This window comes from Alteromonas sp. KUL49, assembly GCF_006538345.1.
GTDB lineage: Bacteria > Pseudomonadota > Gammaproteobacteria > Enterobacterales > Alteromonadaceae > Alteromonas.
The window spans coordinates 148,632-166,331 of sequence record NZ_BJKL01000004.1; the positions used below are offsets into that span (position 1 = coordinate 148,632).

Sequence of the window (17,700 nt, forward strand, 5' to 3'; positions counted from 1 at the left end):
TACTACAAAAAAGGTAATAGTTTACATTTTTCATACCGACGGCTAGTGTTAGTTCAACTTCAGTGAAAAGGAATGAAACATGAAAAAACTACTTATCGCGCTAATCGCAACTGGGTTCAGCCTAAATGCCATTGCTGATGACTCTGTTGATCACAGTCAAACAGCGAGTAAACACAGTGTACTTGCCAGTGTAGAAGGAACTTCTACGGCAGTGTCAGTTGCCAGTGCCGTTTACGCAGCACCAGTGATTGTAGGGACGTTAGCCACCGTTGTAGCTCTAGAAAGTATCGATAGTGCTATTGACGATTCACACCGCAGTTTAGAAGACGACTCGCCAGCGCCATTACAATTAACAGATACCGTTATCACTCGTGACCCTCCGCCGTCTAAAGCCATGGATGAGTCTGACGAAATGAACGACAACTAACACTCGCTAAAAGGATTAACTATGCGCTTTGTCATTGCAATTATCATATCTTTTCTAGCTTTCCCAACGACCGCTGGTAGCCAGGCAACCGCTAAACCTAGCTACACACCTGAAACCATCATTGAGTTCTCTAAAAAAGTGGAGCAATACGCTGCTAATCAAGGTGCATACGCGTTTATTATTGGCCGAACAGGTCGACCTGAGAGTGAGCTACCAAAAGGCATTAAATACACCCATACGGCGGTGGCGATTTACTCAACCATTCAACTAGATAATGGCGAGACGGCCTATGGATATGCCATTCACAACTTGTATCAAAGAGCGAATGACATGGGCACCAGTGATATTATCGTCGATTACCCAGTAGATTTCTTTTGGGGGGCGAAAGTAATGCAAGCTGGCGTTATCATCCCTACGCCAGAACTCCAAAAAAAGCTAGTTAACCTAGTTGCCAGCCAGCAACACCTTTCACTACACAACCCCAACTATTCGGTAGTGGCAAATCCGCTCAACAGTGAAATGCAAAACTGTACTGAATTTACGCTAGATATGCTGCAAGCAGCTATTTACGATACTACGGATATTTCTAGAATTAAAAGTAACAATCAAGCTTACTTCGAACCACAACGGGTACATATGAGTCGTTTTAAACTGGGATTAGGTAGCCTATTTTCAGACGGTGTTACCCTGAGTGATCATCACGGAAAAGTGAAAACAGCCACCTTTTCATCCATTGCTCGCTTTATGAATGAATACGACTTAGCGACCAGGGTTGTGGATATAACTGAAAGTAATATCGTGGAACGGGCAGAATAGCAAACGTGGATAGAGCAGACTGCATGTCTGCTCATCAAGAGTACTTAAACAGTATCACCAAAGGCATTTAGAATGCGTTGTTTCGCCTCTTTATATAGACCAGAGGCGGCGCCATCCAGCTTTTTAGCATACATAGTCATGAGTGACTTAGGTGTAGAAATATCATGAGATAGAGCATCCAAGATCTGCTCTGCTCCTTTAGGGTTATTACACGCCAATACCATATCGCACCCCGCATCGAGAGCGACATGAGCTCGAGTTACATAGTCACCAGCCACACTCGCTCCATGCATAGACAAGTCATCGGAAAAAATAGCCCCCTTGAATCCCAGAGTCTCTCGCAATATCTCTTGCAACCATACACGAGAAAAGCCAGCAGGCTGGCTATCAACTTGGCTGTAAATAACGTGGGCGGGCATAATTCCACTTAAGCGATTATCGCGAATAAGTGATGTAAAAGGCACCAGATCCAAAGCTTGAATATCGCCAAAACTACGCTCATCAACAGGCAGTGCAATATGAGAATCAGGCGCAATACTGCCGTGTCCTGGGAAGTGTTTTCCGATGGCAGGCATACTCATCCCATCTAACCCATCGATTAGGGCGCTTGCTAACGTGATCACTTGCTGAGGACAGTCACTAAACGCGCGGTCGCCTATTACTTCAGAAATGCCGTTAACATCGAGTACAGGCGCAAAACTAAAGTCCACATCCAACTGCTTAAGTTCATATCCCATCACAAGGCCACAGGCTTTAGCAAGCTGCTCTGCTTCTTGAGAAGTTTTTGCAACTTCGGTAATGGCACCCATCGCTGGTAGTTGCGTAAAGTGCTCTCTGAACCGCTGAACCCGACCACCCTCATGGTCAACGGCAATGAGTATGGGCTTTTTAGCACTAGAGCGAATATCTTTAATCAGTGCGGCTACTTGCTTAGGGTCTGCATAATTGCGACTAAAGAGGATCACACCGCCAGTCACAGGGTGTGCTAGCTTCTCCCTCTCTTCAGCACTAAGTTCTTCGGCTTGGCAATCAAGCATTAATGGACCCATAGGTACCTCATCATCAAACAATACTTTAACTTTATATCTTGTGCCGATAGGATAGAGAAAAAAGCGGAGTAACTCACGTGTTTAATTGGATTAAGTGGCTGGTTTTAAGCGTAATTGCCTTAGTGGTTATTGCTTTGTTAGGCGTTTATTTTTCAGTGAGACTCAGCCTTCCTCGATTAGAGGGAAATGACGCATCAGCCCATGTCGTTGCCCCTGTATCGCTTGCCAGAGATAGTCTTGGTCATGCCATCATCAACGCTGAAAGCCGAGCGGACGCTGCTTACGCTTTAGGGTTTGCTCATGGGCAAGACCGACTGTTCCAAATGGATCTTCAACGCAAAGCCGCTGCTGGCGAATTGTCGAGCCTCGTTGGTCGCATTGCATTGTCTGTAGATAAACAAGCGCGGTTTCATCAATTTCGCGCCCGCGCGAAACGGGTTTTCGAGTACCTTCCTCAGTGGCAGAAAGATTTGCTTATTACTTACACCCAAGGGGTTAACGAAGCAATCAATGAATACTCAGTAAAACCCTTTGAGTATCTGGCACTAGGGGGAGATATAGAAAAGTGGACACCTGAAGACAGTATTCTGGTCGCATTTAGTATGTATCTGGATTTACAGGGTGGTCAAATCAATCATGACTTGGCAAGAACAGTGCTGAAGGACAGATTTGGCGAGCATATCTATCAATTCATGACACAGCCCAGTAATTTTCAAGCGGCACTCGATGGCAGCGTGTTAGCGCCCTACACCATGGGAGTACCAGAGTTTCCAGAAGAACTCCGCATAAGCTCTAATGAAGACGAGCAAGCGAGGTACACAGGCACAGAGCCTCCGGATATTGGCAGTAACAACTGGGCAGTCACTGGGGCATTGACTGACACCGGCAGTGCTATGCTTGCTAACGATATGCATTTGGGTCTGCGCGTACCCATTATCTGGTATCGTGCCCAGCTCAATTACGAGATCAATCAATCTTCAGTTTCTGTGACTGGCGTTTCCCTGCCCGGCCTACCCGGTATCATTGTAGGAACGAATGACAATGTTGCGTGGGGTTTTACGAATGCAAATTTAGACAATGTTGATTGGGTACTACTTTCTTCCGAAGCTACCACGCAAACCGTGACAGAAGATATCATGCTTCCAAATGGCAAGGAGTCCATGGAACTTGAATTGAGTGAGTTTGGTCCTGTGAAAGAAGCCAACGGTCAAAAGTACGCGCTGCGATGGGTAGCGCATCAACCCTTTGCGGTTAACCTAACTGTGAATAATATGGACCAAGCCCTTACCGTGGATGACGCCATTGCTGTTGGACGCTCTATTTCAATTCCAACGCAGAATCTGGTCATGGTGGATGCCGAAGGTAACGCTGCTTGGACGCCCGGCGGTGCCGTATTAGAGCGAGACAAAGCAAGCTTTACAGCCATAACCCAAAGTGAAGCATCGTCAACAACGCTGCAAAGAACCACTGATTTACCCGTATATCAAAACCCAGAAAACGGTCGAATCTGGACAGCGAATGCCCGTGTAATATCTGCCAACGACTACGACAGATTAGGCGACGGAGGCTATGCATTAGGTGCAAGAGGGCTGCAAATCCGAGACAGGCTATTCGAAAAATCAACATTTAACGAAAACGACTTCTACGCTATCCAACTCGACAATCATGCGGCCTTTCTCTCGACATGGCATCGCTTGTTAATTAACACAGTGCAAGACGGTGGTAGTGATTTTTCGCGAGACAGAGCGCTGCTCACACAATGGGGGGCATGTGCGTGTGCAGATTCAGTGGGTTACACCTTAGTAAAACACTTTAGACGTTCAGTCATTCAAGCATTGTTCGGCCCTATATTAACGCAAGTCGATGACGCAGGCGCTCGGAGCAGATCTTTGTTAAGAGGCATAGAGCCAGCTGCTTGGCAAATCCTCGCGACCCAACCTGAGTCATGGTTACCTGATGGTTTTGCAACCTATAACGAGTTTCTGATAGCGACCTATGAGCATAGCCGCACAGAGCTGTTTAAAAAATATGGTGAGAGTGAAGACTTCAGTACCTTACGTTGGGGGAACGTAAATAAGCTAACGGTTGTGCACCCATTCGCCGCTCAAATCCCTATCGTTGGCGACAAGCTCAACATGCGTCAAGTAGAAGGCTTTGGCGATACATATATGCCATCAGTGCAGGGTCGCAGCTTTGGTGCATCCCAGCGTCTATTCGTTAGCCCCGGGCACTTAGAAGATGCCATACTGACCTTACCTGGTGGACAATCTGGTCACCCTCTATCGCCTTACTACACTACCGGCTTTGACGATTATGTTACTCAGGCTGCTACACCACTCCTTCCTGGAGCTATCGAAGCTGTACGACATTGGTACCCGAAAACAGAATGACCCCAGCAATCAATTTACTTAAAAAGAAAAAGATTCCACATGAGGTGGTTAAGTTTGATCATTCCCCAAATGCCAACGCCTACGGGTTAGAAGCGGCCGAGAAAATGAACGTTCCGTGCGAACAAGTATTTAAAACACTTGTGGTCACCAACGACAACGCTCAATTGGCGGTAGCGATTGTGCCCGTGGCCCAAAAGCTCAATTTTAAGAAAGTCGCCAAGGCGCTTGGTTTTAAAAAAGTAGCCATGGCAGAAGCTAACCATGTAGAAAATACCACAGGTTACATACTTGGTGGTGTTAGCCCTTTAGCGCAAAAAAAGTCACTCAAAACCGTTCTGGATGATTCGGCAAATGACTTTGCCCGTATTTATGTAAGTGGTGGTAGACGGGGCGTAGAAATAGCACTTGCCCCTTCAGACTTACTGAAAATGACACGAGGGCTACAAGCTTCTATCACCGACTAATTGGTAACTGTAGCTCGTGATTTCCATTGCTCTTTTGCTAACGCTATAGTCTCTTCATTGGGGGGACTACTGGGCGATAGGGTGGAGGCAATTTGCATGATAATACTGTCTCTTTTTTCTAGCAGGCTCTCAGCTTTGGGAAATAAATCCTGCGCTTCCGGATACATAGCTTTGAGATCATCAATACCTTCGAGGTTGAGATATCTGACTTCAAAAGCATCATTAAATAATGCGCGTTTAGCAGTAAAAATAACGTATTCTCTGCTTTGCGCCGATTGCAGGTAATTTAAGTCATCTTGAGACAACTTTGCTGCCTTTCCCACTTCAAGTGCCTTACTTAACCACTCATCCACCAACGAAAGCTGTCCTGATTGAACTGCCTCTTTTACCCCAGCTTGCAAATCTGAAGCACTTAAAATATCCATGACGGATATCACAGGGACATAAGCTTCTTCAGTTTGTGTGCGGGATGCGTCAACAGACAAATATACAAACCAAGCGCACACCATGGCGACAAGGATTGCGGCTAACAACAAAGGCTTTTTCAAAATAGGATCCAGTATAAAGTGAACATGCGTCCACTTTACACGAACGAGGAAAGAAAACAAAAAGAGCGAGTAACCTCGCTCTTTTAGTGGTTAAAAAGCCCTCAGCTTACTCATCTACAGGAGATGAATTCTCTACACGGCTTTTCAACTTTTGACCAGGACGGAAGGTTACCACTCGACGAGCTTTGATAGGAATGTCTTCACCGGTTTTTGGATTACGGCCAGGACGTTCGTTTTTATCGCGCAGGTCAAAGTTTCCAAAACCTGATAGTTTTACTTGCTCACCTGATTCCAAAGCGCCTTTTATCTCTTCGAAAAAAAGCTCTACCAGTTCTTTTGCATCTCGTTTGTTAATGCCTAACTTCTCGAATAGGTGTTCAGCCATCTCGGCTTTGGTCAATGCCATAGTTTACTCTCTTAACGCAGCCCCAAACTCAGACTCCAAAGCTTTTACCACGAAATCTACAGCTTGCTGAATTTCAGCTTCTTCCAAGGTTTTCTCTGGATCTTGTAAATGAAGTGACAAAGCAAGGCTCTTGTAACCAGGTTCAATTCCCTTTCCTTTGTACACATCGAACAAGTTTAGGCCAACTAGTTGATTTACGCCAAATTTTTCTATGTAAGAAAGTATATTTCCTACATGCACTTCATCTTTCACCGTGACAGCTATGTCACGACGGTTTGACGGGAAGCGCGATACCGGTACTGCCGACGGTAAGTTTCTGTCGGTTATCGCTTCTAATTCTAGCTCAAAAACAAAAACTCTACCGTTTACACCGAGCAATTTAGAAAATTGTGGGTGTATAGCTCCAATATAGCCAACTGTTTGGGTATTAAGCAAAATTTTTGCAGACATTCCTGGATGGAGTGCACTGTGCTGTGCTTTTTCAAAGCTAATTTCGCCTGATTTTCCCGTTAGCGCGAGTAACGCTTCCACATCAGCTTTTACATCAAAGAAATCAACTGGAGCGTCTTCCTTATCCCAGTGTTCCTCATAACGACGTCCGGCTACTACACCACCAATTACTGGCTGTTGCAATACACCATTAGGCGCATTTTCATCGGGTAAGAAACGCAAACCCGATTCGAACATACGTACCCGATTTTGTTGACGTTTTTGATTGTAAGCTGCCGCTTGTAAAAGACCCGTCCACAAGCTAACACGCATTACTGACATGTCAGCAGAGATAGGGTGCGGAAGCACCATACCTTGAATATCTGGGAACAAAGCAGATTGTACTTTAGGGTCTACAAATGAATAGGTAATCGCTTCATTGTAGCCATTACTAACCAGTAATGACTTAAAGCTTGCCAAAGGAAGTTCTGACTCCTTAGACGGCAACATACCCAAGGTTGCTACAGGTGCCACATTAGGAATATTGTTATAGCCATATACACGAGCAACTTCTTCAATAAGGTCTTCTTCAATAGCAATATCGAAGCGATAACTTGGAGCAGCAGCTTCCCACCCTTGCTCTGTCTCTGTCACACTTAAACCAAGACGAGTTAGAATCTCTGTGACTTTTCCATCATCGATGTCGATGCCCAACACGCGACTCAAACGGGCTTTGCGAAATACCACATTTGCTTGTACTGGGAGTGAATCTTCATCCACAGCTTCTACTACTGGACCAGCTTCACCGCCACAAATCCCTAGAATCAAAGCGGTCGCTCGTTCCATTGCAGCTTGTTGTAGTAGAGGATCGACACCGCGCTCATAGCGATGTGATGCATCCGTATGCAATCCATATTGACGGGCACGTCCCATTATGGCATCGCGGCTGAAGAAGGCGCTTTCAAGTAAGATATCCTTGGTTTCTGCATTTACACCAGAGTGTAAGCCACCAAAAATACCTGCAATCGCTAACGCTTTGTTATCATCGGCGATAACTAGTGTATTTTCGCTTAGCTTGGCCTCAGTTTCATCAAGCAGCGTAAGTGCTTCATCTTTATTCGCTAGGCGCACGTTAATGTTGCCATCGATGCTTGCCAAGTTGAAGGCATGCATTGGCTGACCTAGTTCAAGCAACACAAAGTTAGTCACATCTACAATAGGGTCGATGCTGCGAATTCCACAACGACGCAGCTTTTCGCTCAGCCACAACGGCGTAGCAGCAGTGACATCGACGTTGCGAAGTACGCGGCCAAGATAGCGAGGGCAAGCCTCTGGTGCGTTCAAGGAAATAGAGATACTGTCTTCGATAGTTGCTGCTACTGGAGCAATGTTCGGCTCGCAAACATCTAGGTTGTTTAACACACCAACTTCACGAGCAATACCGCGAATACCTAAGCAATCTGCGCGGTTAGGCGTTAAATCAACCTCAATAGTATTATCATCTAGGTCAAGGTATTCGCGAATGTCTTGACCAATTGGCGCATCTAGCGGTAGTTCAATAATACCATCGTGATCGTCACTGATACCCAACTCTGAAAAACTGCACAGCATACCGAACGATGGTTCACCACGAAGTTTCGCTTTTTTAATTTTGAAGTTGCCAGGTAGCACTGCACCGACAACGGCAACGGCTACTTTTAGGCCTAGGCGACAATTTGGTGCGCCACAAACAATATCAAGTAGCTCTTCACCACCTACATTGATTTTGGTGACACGAAGTTTGTCTGCATTAGGGTGTTGACCACACTCAACCACTTCGCCCACAACAACGCCGCAAAAATCGCCAGCTACAGGGTCTACGCCATCGACTTCGAGTCCTGCCATGCTCAACTGTTCAGACAGTTCGCTCGCTGAAAGTGATGGATTAACCCACTCTCTTAACCATTTTTCACTGAATTTCATGCTTTACTCTGCCTTAGTTGAACTGCTTAAGGAAACGAAGATCGTTCTCAAAGAACGCGCGTAAGTCATTTACGCCATAGCGCAACATAGTCAGACGCTCTACGCCCATACCAAAGGCAAAACCGGTGTATTCTTCAGGGTCGATACCCACAGCTTTCAATACATTGGGGTGGACCATACCGCAGCCCAATACTTCCAACCATTGACCGTTTTTACCCATCACATCAACCTCAGCTGAAGGCTCAGTAAATGGGAAATAAGACGGACGGAAACGCACTTCTAGCGACTCTTCGAAGAAGTGGTGCAGGAAATCGTGCAAGATCCCTTTCAGCTCAGTGAAACTGACGTTTTTATCTACCATCAAACCTTCTACCTGATGGAACATTGGTGTGTGCGTTTGATCGTAATCGTTTCGATATACGCGACCCGGCGAAATAATGCGAAGGGGCGGTTTTTCCGCTTCCATAGTACGAATTTGCACACCTGATGTTTGTGTACGCAACATCATGTCTGGATTAAAGTAGAAAGTATCGTGGTCGGCACGTGCCGGGTGATTCGCTGGAATATTCAGCGCATCAAAGTTATGGAAGCCGTCTTCGATTTCAGGGCCCGTTTTCACAGAGAAACCAAGTTCACCAAAGAAAGACTCTATACGAGCAATGGTACGGCTCACTGGGTGCAGGTTACCCGGCAGTTCAGTACGCCCGGGTAAAGTAACGTCGACCGCTTCTTCTTCTAGTTTACGATTCAACTCTGCGGTTCTTAGTGCTTCACCTTTGACAGAAATCGCTTGCTGAATAGCTTGCTTGGCTTGGTTAATTTTTTGACCTGCAGCAGGACGTTCCTCTGCAGAAAGTTGACCAAGACCTTTTAACAAATCGGTAAGTTTACCTTTCTTACCCATAAATTCGACTCTTACTTGGTCGAGTGTGGCTGCATCTTCAGCAGCGTCAATCTGACTTTGTGCCTGATTGATAATCGCGTCAAGCTCCATGTTTTCCTCAATTCACATGATGACTGGTTCGCCAAATCGGCAATATACACAGTACAGGGGTTGCCTGAAAATAAAGCCGCTAGTTTACACGAGTCACGAAGTCTACGGCTACCCTAGTTACCTGATATTGACTGATTTTCATCAAATAAGTGTAAAAATCGCCTGCGCGATATTTACCTTTCCCGTTATAAAAGAAAATCTTGCGCATTTTTCAAAATTTCGTCATGGTGAAAGAAAAACAAAGTCCCCTACAATATGAACATAAAATATCCAACTCTTTGCAGCTTTACGTTTGTGGTGAGCGCTCAATTGTGTGCTGCTGAATCAGACAAGTGGCAGCTCATAGACAATTTCGAATCGGGCCATTTAACACAGTGGCATCTTGTTGATACCCAAAACGAGACAGACCCCTTTGTTGAAAATCCGCAAGTTACCGAAATTCGAATGGAAGATAACGGTAACCACTACCTCCTCAAAAAACCTGCACAGGATGGTATTGTGGGCAACAGAAAGGCATTGAGCTACCTTGAACTACCAACGTCTATTCCCGTTGGCGAAACCTATACGTTTTACACCCGCATTAACGTAGAAAACTTTCCAAATAACCACGCCTTTGGGCTCAGTAATCAGACGCCTGTAAACATCGAGGAACTCGCCTACAACGCATTTGAACCAACTCTGCGTGTAACCGACAAATTTGAAAGTAACGGATACAAAAACACCGGCGTTTTTATGGTCAAGGTCGACAGTGACGACAAATACCGTCAATACCAAAACATTATCAACCCCAAGACCGGTAAAGATGCATCAGTGATGGAAGAAGGTACGTGGTATTCAGTGTGGACTGTCATTAATAATGCTCCGCTAGATGACGGCGGTCAAAGCTATGATGTCTACATGCAAGGTGGAGAATTTGACGTCCAAACGCTGGTGTACACCAGTGCGGATTTTAGAATGAAACGAGAACTACCCTTGCGATACTTTCTGTCGACCACCAACACAGGCCCCATCAAAAAGCCCTACGGGAATGGTGGTTTGGCCTATGACGATATGTATATGAGTGCGGGGGTGAACTTGTCGTCGCCGATAGATAGCAACTGATCGTTGAAACGAAAAACGGCGAGCATCCTGCTCGCCGTTTCCCGAAAGAACTTAAACTTAATTAGTTAAAATTAAGCTAACGCGCCTTTAGCCGCTTCGACTAGTGCGCTGAATGCTGTTTTGTCATGAACTGCGATGTCAGCAAGGATCTTACGATCGATTTCGACAGACGCTTTCTTCAAACCGTTGATGAAACGGCTGTATGACATACCGTTTTGACGTGCCGCAGCGTTGATACGTGCAATCCATAGTTGACGGAATTGACGCTTGCGCTGACGACGGTCACGATAAGCATATTGACCAGCTTTAGTTACGGCTTGTACCGCTACGCGATAAACACGTGAACGAGCACCGTAATAACCTTTTGCCTGCTTGAGGACTTTTTTGTGACGAGCACGTGCGATAGTGCCGCGTTTTACTCTAGCCATTAATCAGTCTCCTAAGTCTTATACGTAAGGCAACATGCGCTGAACCAATTTGGTATCAGAATCATGAACCAGTTTTTTGCCACGAAGGTGACGTTTACGCTTAGAGCTCTTCTTGGTCAAAATGTGACGCAAGTGAGACTGTTTGCTTTTAAAGCGGCCAGAACCCGTTTTCTTGAAACGCTTGGCGGCACCGCTTACAGTTTTCATTTTAGGCATTGCTAAAACTCCGCATTGTTTAAGTATCGACTTGGGTGTGCAGTCACCGTTTGTCGGTTAATATTTGCAGCAAGGTGTTTCAGGGTGCAGATTCCTGAAAACTTTAGACCATTACTACTTCTTAGTTGGGGCTAGCACCATGATCATCTGGCGTCCTTCCACACGACGTGGGAAAGACTCACAGTTGGCAACGTCTTCCAAATCCGTCTTAACACGGTTTAAAAGTTCGATACCAATGTCTTGGTGCGCCATTTCACGTCCGCGGAAACGGATCGTAACTTTGGCTTTATCACCACCTTCAAGAAAGCGACGCAGGTTGCGCAGTTTGACCTGGTAATCGCCTTCATCAGTGCCAGGGCGAAATTTAATCTCCTTGACCTGAATTTGCTTCTGTTTTTTCTTTTGCTCTTTTTGAGCCTTACTTTTTTCAAAGAGGAATTTGCCGTAGTCCATAACTTTACAGACTGGCGGCTCGGCATTTGGACTGATTTCTACAAGATCCAGGCCTGCTTCTTCCGCAGCCTGTGTAGCTTCGTTTAACGAAACAACACCTACCTGTTCCCCGCTACTGCCAATTAATCGAACTTCTCTGGCTTTAATCTCATCGTTAATGCGGGCTTTGTCGCCCTGAGCCTTGTTGTTAGCGCCTTTAATGTGCTATTCCTCCAAAAAACTAATTCTTTTGCCTGCAGTTACTCACTACTCTTTGTTTTGCAACTACAGGCACCACCGTGAATTCACGGAATCGACTATTTGATAGTCTTCTCAGCAACTTCTTGCTGAGCTAAGGCAATAAAGTCTTCAATCGGCATAGACCCTAAGTCATCACCTCGGCGAGAACGCACTGCCACTTGGCCAGATTCTCTTTCTTTATCGCCAACAACGAGCATGTATGGAACACGCTTCAATGTGTGCTCGCGGATTTTAAAGCCAATCTTCTCATTTCTCAAGTCAGACTTGGCTCTAAAACCGAATTCTTGCAGTTTTTTTACACAATTATTGGCATATTCGCTTTGTGAGTCGGTGATATTCATCACAACCACCTGTTGCGGCGCCAACCAAAGTGGGAAGAAACCCGCAAATTCTTCGGTCAAAATTCCGATGAAACGCTCCAACGACCCCAAAATTGCACGGTGAATCATCACCGGTACTTTGCGTTCGCCGTCTTCGGCAACGTAAGTCGATCCCAAGCGTCCTGGCATAGAGAAGTCTAGCTGAACCGTTCCACATTGCCATGCACGATCAAGACAATCATGTAGGGTGAACTCAATCTTAGGCCCGTAAAACGCACCTTCACCCGGCTGATAGTCAAATTCAATATCATTAGCCTTCAGGGCATCGGCCAATGCAGCTTCTGATTTATCCCAAATCTCATCCGCCCCTACGCGCTTCTCTGGACGAGTCGATAACTTAACGGCAATTTTTTCAAAGCCAAAAGCAGCGTAAGTTTCATATACCATACGAATACATTCGCTTACTTCTTCTAAAATTTGCTCTTCTGTACAGAAAATATGAGCGTCATCTTGAGTAAAGCCACGAACACGCATTAGTCCGTGTAATGCACCAGATGGCTCGTTGCGGTGACAACATCCAAACTCCGCCATTTTCAATGGAAGGTCACGGTAAGACTTAAGACCTTGATTGAAGATTTGTACGTGACCAGGGCAGTTCATCGGCTTAACAGCGTACTCTCGCTTTTCCGACTCAGTCGTGAACATGTTCTCTGCGTATTTGTCCCAATGGCCTGATTTTTCCCACAGGCTGCGGTCCATCATTAGTGGACCTTTTACCTCATCGTAACCATATTCACGTAACTTTTGACGGACGAAAGATTCAAGTTCTGTATATATTGACCAACCATCGTTGTGCCAAAACACCATGCCCGGAGCTTCTTCTTGCCAATGGAACAAATCTAGTGACTTACCAATTTTACGGTGATCACGCTTTTCAGCTTCTTCCAAGCGCTGTAAATACGCTTTTAGCTGCTTCTTATCAGCCCATGCCGTACCGTAAATACGTTGAAGCATTTTGTTATCGCTGTTACCACGCCAATATGCTCCAGCCACTTTCATCAACTTAAAGTGATGACAGAACTTCATATTAGGCACGTGAGGGCCACGACACATATCGATGTATTCTTCGTGGTGGTACAAACCCGGCTTATCATCTTGGCTAATATTTTCGTCCAAGATTTCCATTTTGTAGCTTTCGCCGCGTCCTTCAAAAGTATCGCGCGCCTCTTGCCAGCTGACCGTTTTCTTAATAACGCTGTAGTTAGTCTTAGCTAACTCAAGCATGCGCTTTTCAAGCTTCTGCAAGTCTTCCTGGGTGATACTCTCTTCCATATCAACATCGTAGTAAAAACCGTTGTCGATAACTGGACCAATGGCCATTTTTGTATTGGGCCAAAGCTGCTTGATGGCGTGACCTAATAAATGCGCACAGCTGTGGCGCAGAATCTCTAAACCTTCGTCATCTTTTGCGGTAATAATTTGAAGCTGTGCGTCTGATGCGATCATATCAACAGCATCTACAAGTTCACCATTAACTTTACCTGCAATGGTTGCTTTGGCTAAACCAGGGCCAATGTCGTTTGCTACGTCAAGTACAGATACGGGGTTTTCGAAAGCGCGTTGGCTTCCGTCAGGAAGAGTAATAACTGGCATAATTGTCCTTTAACAGTGGTGACACCTACACTGTGCCACTTGTATATGAAACCATAAAAAAACACCCTCTAACGGGTGCTATTGACTAAAATCTCGCTGCGTTATGCAACAACGCCAACGGATTAGGTGGATTATAACGACTTCATACCTCTGTGCAATGAAATTGGTAAGATTGTGTAAACTAAAAGGAAAGTTACTGTCGTATAAAGTTGCGTTGAAAACGTAAAACCCACTGGTAGTTGCTAGCAAGAAAATGAGGTCACGATGGACAAACGAGAAGGAAAAAGATCAGTGAGAGCGATTACACTAATAATGATCTGCTCTTGCTTGTTGGCGTCGTGTGCAGATAAATCCCAGTTAAATAGCAGTCTTGACGAATACGCTAGTCGTTTGAGCAGAGTATTGGACATCGATACTCCATCACCCGCTGCTCAGCCAGAGTACCAATTGCCCCCAGCTTCACAAATGGTGAAGACACTGCCATCCATTAGCATTGAAATAACTGAACTGCTCTCACTGCGACAATGTGAATTATCAACCTTGGTGGCTAATAAAAATACCGCCTTGGGTAAGGTACAACTACCATCCCAACAACTTATCTATGAGCTGTCTCTTGTGAAGGCACTTCGAGACTGTGAAGCGATAACTCCGCCATCCTCCAGTATTCATGAGCAACTGCGGTCTTGGCGATTAGCGAAGGAAAGCCAACTGTCTTATCGTTGGGGCAACTTTCTACAGTCTAGTCAAGATGTTAGAGCGTCTTTAACACAAAGCTTAAAGGTAAACGCCAGTGAAGATGCTGCATTAAGAGGGTACTTCTACCTCGACAAACTCAATAGCAGAATCGCTGGAATGCAAGATGCGACCATAGTTCTGGAAAATGTCATTGAATTAGAAAACCATTTATATGAATTACAAAAGGTACGGTTTCCAGCGTCTACTTGGAACGAGCAGTCATTGATAACAAGTCATTTGTTAGCGTTGAATTCATCACTGTCGTCGGCGCTTCCCGAGGTGAACTGTGAAGACGGTAGGCCCAGCGACACGGCCAAAATTCTAAGGAACGTATTTTATCTTTTCTTTATAGAACAAGTTCAACCTGTGGCAAGTAAACTGACCGCCTTACACTACAAAATAGACCCTGTGTTTAGCACCTGGTTAGATGAGCCCACTTTGAGTGTGGAGTTTAAAGCGTTTATCGAAGGGAATCACAGCGTTGGCTTTGCTGAATATCAATCCGCAGTAGAGCAACATGTAAAACTGTGGCAAACCTTTCTTGCTCGCTGCAACCTATCTCCCACAGTTAGCGGGTAGCTACAACGAGATACGACCCAAAACCAACAGTAAATAGAAAGCTTCCCCATAAGGTGTGTTCTAGTACCACCGCCGGTGTCGAGCGTGTTTTTATGTATCGGTAGCCAAATAGCGCACCACCGCACCACGATAAAATCACAGCAATCCAGTTGCCATATACCACATGCGCTAAACCAAATAAGAAGGTACTCACGCCCCAACGGGTGTACTTAGATGGTAAAAGTGGTTTGTATCGATGGAAAAAGAACGTCCTAAAAATGAGTTCCTGAGGGATAACCGACACAATGGGGTACACAATAAGGGTCGTAAGCCATAACCCTGTTTCTTGCATTGGCCAACGCATAAATTCTTCAGGTGCGATGAAATACAATGAAATACTCATCAACACCGACAGTGGAATAAACCAAGACAAACAAGAAATGAGTTGAGATTTTTCAAACCGCCAATTGACTAAGCGCTGACGATTGAACTGTTTATCAACCAACAATACACAGAGGCAAATTACACCTACAGAGAACAGCATCACCATCAAATAGCTAGCAACTTCGCCAATGAGCATGTAAACAGAGAGTGGAAGCACACAAAAAATCACGGTCATTTCTGACCATAAATACCAGTAGCGAAAACTACTCACCTTTGTAATTTGAACACTATTAGGCACGTGTATCACTCACTCAAAACCAAAATTCACACATACATGTCACTGCTATGACACTTTTATGAAGTATATAAAACACTCAAAAAATATACAGCGATATTTGCTGGTCATTGACGAAATGTATGTGCCAGTGAGTTTTGTTAGTTGGCAAAGTAGAAGATTTAAAGTAGTTTTCGGTGCACAAGGTCTTTTTAGTATGTAGTCGGGTTTATGACATCTATAACAACAACGAACTTGCTCGAACGTATCGCCGAGCACTACCCAAGTCTGTCGCCCTCAGCGCAAACTATCGCAAACTACCTACAAAAGAACCCCCTTGCTGTCATTACCCAGTCGACTGCGCTGTTAGCAGAAAATACCAACACATCTAAAGCCACGGTAAGCCGATTTTTCAGGCAACTAGGCTTTGCCTCCCATCAAGAAGCAAAACTAGCTTTAGATACGTTGCGCGAAGAGGGTGTACCATTAGCTCGCTCATCTACCAACACCCCGATGCTTGACAGCGAGTTGAACAACGTAAACAGTACGTTCTCGAATATCGATGACAATCAATTAAATACTATCGCTAGGGAGCTTATCACCAGTAGACAGGTACATATTATTGGATTTAGAAACGGTTTCCCGCTTGCGCTGCACTTGCGCCAGCAATTAAAGCAAATTCGCGCCAATGTGCACCTACTCCCCCAACCCGGACAGACGTTGAGTGAAGACATCATCGACATTTCACCGAAAGACATCGTGATTTTGTTTGGCTTCAGACGTCGTATTCAACGGTTTAATGTATTGCTAGATCAACTTACTCAACAGCGGGTGGTATTAATTACAGACCCTACCGGCCAACAATATCGTGACAAAGTTAACCACTTGTTAGTATGCCACGTAGGGAACGACGCTCCCTTCGACAGCTACGCTGCTCCCATGAGTTTACTCTCTTGTCTGTGTAATGTGAGTTATTCCCTGTTGGGAGATAAAGCAGTGGAGCGTGTTGAGTCAATTAGAGATTCTTACAACGAAATGAATGAGCTAGCGCCCTCCGCACAATAAGCTCTGGTCAAGCCACGGGGGATACTACCCTCTTCCCTTTGCTCACTTTTTACGCAATACTAGCGCTGAATATATAACAACAATAAAATTTGGGTTCTACCAAGAAGTTATGTTGTTTGGCCCTTTGAATCACCAGTTATGTGAGTGATGGTGATTGTGCACCTAGGAAGTAAGCTAGTATGGAAACCGCACACCTTATCGTAGAAGAAGCAAACCAAGTGCTAAACTTTTGGTTCGAGACTTTAACCCCACAACAATGGTTTACCCAAGAACCAGCCATAGATCGTACTATTGCCTCTCGATTCTTACCTCTGCATAAATCCGCAACTCATGGCGAACTCTGGCATTGGCGCACCACACCCAGAGGACGCCTAGCTGAGATCATTGTGTTAGACCAGTTTTCTCGCAACCTATACCGAAATTCCGCAAATGCTTTCGCATTCGACGGCATGGCACTTATATTGGCACAGCAAGCAATAAGCGTAGAAGCAGATAAAGCATTAACCGCTGAACAGTGCGCATTTCTATACATGCCATTTATGCACAGCGAATCGCTCGCAATGCACGACGTGGCACTTCAGCTATTTTCAATGCCGGGGCTCGAGCAACAACTCGCCTTTGAAAAACAACACATTGCCTTAATAAAAGAGTTTGGTCGATATCCTTACCGGAATAAAGTGCTGGGACGTGAATCAACCCAAGCAGAATTGGATTATTTAGCAAGTAATAAAGAAGTTTTCGCCAAATAGACCCCACACAAAAAAAGAAACACCAGTTTCACTTGACAC

The 17,700-nt window shown here is 45.1% G+C and carries 18 protein-coding genes; 8 read left to right on the forward strand and 10 right to left on the reverse strand.

Features of this window, described 5'->3' with window-relative positions; all coding sequences use genetic code 11:
* Positions 1 to 79 precede the first annotated feature (79 nt).
* Together EYS00_RS08530 and EYS00_RS08535 are read left to right on the forward strand one after the other, a co-directional pair.
* The gene (locus tag EYS00_RS08530; RefSeq protein ID WP_130636135.1) at positions 80 to 427 is read left to right on the forward strand and encodes a hypothetical protein; all 348 of its coding nucleotides are present in this window, start codon (positions 80 to 82) and stop codon (positions 425 to 427) included.
* 21 nt (positions 428 to 448) lie between these two features.
* Positions 449 to 1,243: a DUF2145 domain-containing protein gene (locus tag EYS00_RS08535; protein ID WP_130636136.1), complete on the forward strand. Its 795-nt coding sequence runs from the start codon at positions 449 to 451 to the stop codon at positions 1,241 to 1,243.
* A 44-nt stretch (positions 1,244 to 1,287) separates the two neighbouring features.
* On the opposite strand, the gene nagZ is transcribed toward EYS00_RS08535, so the two are convergent.
* Positions 1,288 to 2,280 carry a beta-N-acetylhexosaminidase gene (gene nagZ / locus EYS00_RS08540; RefSeq protein ID WP_130636356.1) on the reverse strand — a complete coding sequence of 331 codons (993 nt, stop codon included), beginning with the start codon at positions 2,278 to 2,280 and terminating at the stop codon, positions 1,288 to 1,290.
* An 89-nt stretch (positions 2,281 to 2,369) separates the two neighbouring features.
* Here nagZ and EYS00_RS08545 point away from each other — a divergent pair, with 89 nt between their 5' ends.
* Both EYS00_RS08545 and ybaK read left to right on the forward strand, forming a co-directional pair.
* Positions 2,370 to 4,682, forward strand: coding sequence for a penicillin acylase family protein (locus tag EYS00_RS08545; RefSeq protein WP_130636137.1), 2,313 nt, complete (start codon positions 2,370 to 2,372; stop codon positions 4,680 to 4,682).
* Positions 4,679 to 5,146 (forward strand): Cys-tRNA(Pro) deacylase, encoded by a 468-nt coding sequence (gene ybaK / locus EYS00_RS08550; protein ID WP_130636138.1) that lies wholly within the window; start codon positions 4,679 to 4,681, stop codon positions 5,144 to 5,146. Before EYS00_RS08545 ends, ybaK begins: the two co-directional genes overlap by 4 nt.
* Here the strand turns inward: ybaK and EYS00_RS08555 are convergent.
* The 4 genes from EYS00_RS08555 to pheS form a co-directional block, all read right to left on the reverse strand.
* Positions 5,143 to 5,694, reverse strand: coding sequence for a hypothetical protein (locus tag EYS00_RS08555; RefSeq protein ID WP_130636139.1), 552 nt, complete (start codon positions 5,692 to 5,694; stop codon positions 5,143 to 5,145). The genes ybaK and EYS00_RS08555 overlap by 4 nt on opposite strands.
* 106 nt (positions 5,695 to 5,800) lie before the next feature.
* Positions 5,801 to 6,100 carry an integration host factor subunit alpha gene (gene ihfA / locus EYS00_RS08560; protein WP_130636140.1) on the reverse strand — a complete coding sequence of 100 codons (300 nt, stop codon included), beginning with the start codon at positions 6,098 to 6,100 and terminating at the stop codon, positions 5,801 to 5,803.
* Positions 6,101 to 6,103: 3 nt separating this feature from the next.
* Positions 6,104 to 8,491 (reverse strand): phenylalanine--tRNA ligase subunit beta, encoded by a 2,388-nt coding sequence (gene pheT, locus EYS00_RS08565; RefSeq protein WP_130636141.1) that lies wholly within the window; start codon positions 8,489 to 8,491, stop codon positions 6,104 to 6,106.
* A 13-nt stretch (positions 8,492 to 8,504) separates the two neighbouring features.
* Positions 8,505 to 9,485: a phenylalanine--tRNA ligase subunit alpha gene (gene pheS / locus EYS00_RS08570; protein ID WP_130636142.1), complete on the reverse strand. Its 981-nt coding sequence runs from the start codon at positions 9,483 to 9,485 to the stop codon at positions 8,505 to 8,507.
* 255 nt (positions 9,486 to 9,740) lie between these two features.
* Here pheS and EYS00_RS08575 point away from each other — a divergent pair, with 255 nt between their 5' ends.
* Positions 9,741 to 10,586, forward strand: a complete 846-nt coding sequence (locus EYS00_RS08575; RefSeq protein WP_242618711.1) for a hypothetical protein — start codon at positions 9,741 to 9,743, stop codon at positions 10,584 to 10,586.
* Between the two features lie 71 nt (positions 10,587 to 10,657).
* On the opposite strand, the gene rplT is transcribed toward EYS00_RS08575, so the two are convergent.
* The 4 genes from rplT to thrS form a co-directional block, all read right to left on the reverse strand.
* On the reverse strand, positions 10,658 to 11,014 hold the full coding sequence (gene rplT / locus EYS00_RS08580) for a 50S ribosomal protein L20 (protein WP_130636143.1): 357 nt from the start codon (positions 11,012 to 11,014) through the stop codon (positions 10,658 to 10,660).
* An 18-nt stretch (positions 11,015 to 11,032) separates the two neighbouring features.
* Entirely contained in the window at positions 11,033 to 11,230 is a 198-nt protein-coding gene (gene rpmI, locus EYS00_RS08585) for a 50S ribosomal protein L35 (RefSeq protein WP_012518091.1), read from the reverse strand.
* 114 nt (positions 11,231 to 11,344) lie between these two features.
* Complete coding sequence (gene infC, locus EYS00_RS08590) at positions 11,345 to 11,884, reverse strand: translation initiation factor IF-3 (protein WP_130636144.1); 540 nt, start codon at positions 11,882 to 11,884, stop codon at positions 11,345 to 11,347.
* Positions 11,885 to 11,979: 95 nt separating this feature from the next.
* The gene (thrS, locus tag EYS00_RS08595) at positions 11,980 to 13,896 is read right to left on the reverse strand and encodes a threonine--tRNA ligase (protein WP_130636145.1); all 1,917 of its coding nucleotides are present in this window, start codon (positions 13,894 to 13,896) and stop codon (positions 11,980 to 11,982) included.
* A 264-nt stretch (positions 13,897 to 14,160) separates the two neighbouring features.
* Between thrS and EYS00_RS08600 the strand changes: the two genes are divergently transcribed.
* Positions 14,161 to 15,210 carry a DUF3080 family protein gene (locus EYS00_RS08600; protein ID WP_130636146.1) on the forward strand — a complete coding sequence of 350 codons (1,050 nt, stop codon included), beginning with the start codon at positions 14,161 to 14,163 and terminating at the stop codon, positions 15,208 to 15,210.
* Here EYS00_RS08600 and EYS00_RS08605 read toward each other — a convergent pair.
* A complete protein-coding gene (locus EYS00_RS08605) occupies positions 15,200 to 15,808 on the reverse strand; it encodes a CPBP family intramembrane glutamic endopeptidase (protein WP_130636147.1) in 609 nt (202 codons plus the stop codon). The two genes, EYS00_RS08600 and EYS00_RS08605, sit on opposite strands and share 11 nt — an antisense overlap.
* A gap of 270 nt (positions 15,809 to 16,078) precedes the next feature.
* On the opposite strand from EYS00_RS08605, the gene EYS00_RS08610 reads away from it, so the two are divergent.
* Together EYS00_RS08610 and EYS00_RS08615 are read left to right on the forward strand one after the other, a co-directional pair.
* The gene (locus tag EYS00_RS08610; RefSeq protein ID WP_130636148.1) at positions 16,079 to 16,912 is read left to right on the forward strand and encodes a MurR/RpiR family transcriptional regulator; all 834 of its coding nucleotides are present in this window, start codon (positions 16,079 to 16,081) and stop codon (positions 16,910 to 16,912) included.
* A 179-nt stretch (positions 16,913 to 17,091) separates the two neighbouring features.
* Complete coding sequence (locus tag EYS00_RS08615) at positions 17,092 to 17,661, forward strand: DUF924 family protein (protein WP_130636149.1); 570 nt, start codon at positions 17,092 to 17,094, stop codon at positions 17,659 to 17,661.
* Positions 17,662 to 17,700: the final 39 nt, after the last annotated feature.